Below are 1440 nucleotides of genomic sequence, written 5' to 3'. Positions count from 1 at the left end.
ATTGATGGAATTGAAACGGCACATATGATCCGAAAGGGACAGTTGTCTGAGGAAAGTATTCCTGCTTATAAGCAGTTTATGGCTTTAGCAGGATAGTTATGCCTGAAGACTAGGCTTCCTGCATTTCCTTGCGACAGAACCCACTGATGAGCTCTCTTGTGGCGAGGTTAGTTTCACGGCCTCAATTGATAGGGGAACACTGATGATATTAATTGAGAATCTGCCTCATCATTACAGTGCGATTAATCACTATAGACGCCATCACGGCGTTTCGACTATTAAAATTATTTTAATCCACCTCATATTTTTGGAACGGTTGAAAATCATCGTCATATTTAGCAAGTAACCCATTAATATTTTCGTCCATCCGCCTGAGCATTCCTCTCATCCCCACTATTTTTGATTGGGACTTCTTCCTAACCACTTCTAATTCAACATTAATATTACTAATCTCGTTTTTTATATAAACTAATGGATCAAATTCTGCAACAACTCTTGGGGTAACCTTTTTATTGCTACCTGAATATGCCATCTGTTCCTGCAAGTTATCCCTTTCCCGGTCGAGTTTTATCTGAGACCTATTTAGCATTTTTTCACGGAACTCTAAATTGAATCTATCTATATTTAACTGATACCGCTCAGTATCTAAACTATTCTGCCGACCTTGTAGCTCCTGATCCCTCATATCAAAGCTTTGAGTCGGGGTCACAGCAACAATAACGGTATTTCTCGAAGAACTTCTAACTGGAGAGTTGACATCGGATAGTTTTATTGTTGATTCCGATGTAATTGATGAGTCTGTTTTTTCCATTGCCGCAGTATCTGGTATATCTGTGAAGTCAATCAAATCCTCTTGCCACATATTGCCAGATGGGTCAGAATATTCTATTACTTCACCTATCCCATAACTATAATTATTTGCGTACTGTTTCTTATTATCTTGGGTTAAAAATCTACCAAGTTTTGTATTAACGTACCTGGCGTTTAAGTGGTCTAAGTTCCCATATCTAGGTGAGTCTAAAAAACGACCACCATAACAGGTGATTGGGAAGAGTAAAACTCCCACTATAATTTTATTGCTAATTTTCATTTTGAGTTCTCATCTCACTATTGGTATCTTCAACCCCTAAATGGGACTGACTCCTACAGCTAGCGCTTGATGCCCCAAGCGGAGAATGTTCTTTGCAGCATTAATATCGGTTCTGTCGCAATAATTATCAAAAGCGCAGACCTCCTGGTCTTCAGGCATAACTATCCTGCTAAAGCCATAAACTGCTTATAAGCAGGAATACTTTCCTCAGACAACTGTCCCTTTCGGATCATATGTGCCGTTTCAATTCCATCAATTGTTGCTTGAGCGGAGTGAAACGCTTTAAAGCCCATCATTGGCTTTGTTATTTTTTTGATAAATCGATGATCCTGTTCGATGATGTTATTCAA

The 1440-nt window shown here is 38.9% G+C and carries 2 protein-coding genes and 1 pseudogene; 1 reads left to right on the top strand and 2 read right to left on the bottom strand.

Annotation, left to right across the window (positions count from 1 at the left end; all coding sequences use genetic code 11):
• Positions 1-96 (top strand): annotated as a pseudogene (locus CDZ78_RS24540) (IS6 family transposase); the annotation flags it as partial.
• Between the two features lie 193 nt (positions 97-289).
• On the opposite strand, the gene CDZ78_RS11530 reads toward CDZ78_RS24540, so the two are convergent.
• Together CDZ78_RS11530 and CDZ78_RS11525 are read right to left on the bottom strand one after the other, a co-directional pair.
• Positions 290-1090, bottom strand: coding sequence for a hypothetical protein (locus CDZ78_RS11530; protein ID WP_087870148.1), 801 nt, complete (start codon positions 1088-1090; stop codon positions 290-292).
• A 161-nt stretch (positions 1091-1251) separates the two neighbouring features.
• The coding region (locus tag CDZ78_RS11525) for a DDE-type integrase/transposase/recombinase (protein WP_140414012.1) at positions 1252-1440 on the bottom strand (189 nt) is incomplete at its 5' end.

This window comes from Bathymodiolus platifrons methanotrophic gill symbiont, assembly GCF_002189065.1.
In the GTDB taxonomy this organism is placed as follows: domain Bacteria; phylum Pseudomonadota; class Gammaproteobacteria; order Methylococcales; family Methylomonadaceae; genus Methyloprofundus.
Note: the sequence above shows the minus strand (reverse complement) of the source record. Positions and strands in the feature narration are given on the sequence as shown.

Coding starts and splice junctions, on each gene's coding strand:
- CDZ78_RS11530 (WP_087870148.1), bottom strand. CDS start 1,090: ATGAAAATTAGCAATAAAATTATAGTGGGAGTTTTACTCTTCCCAATC.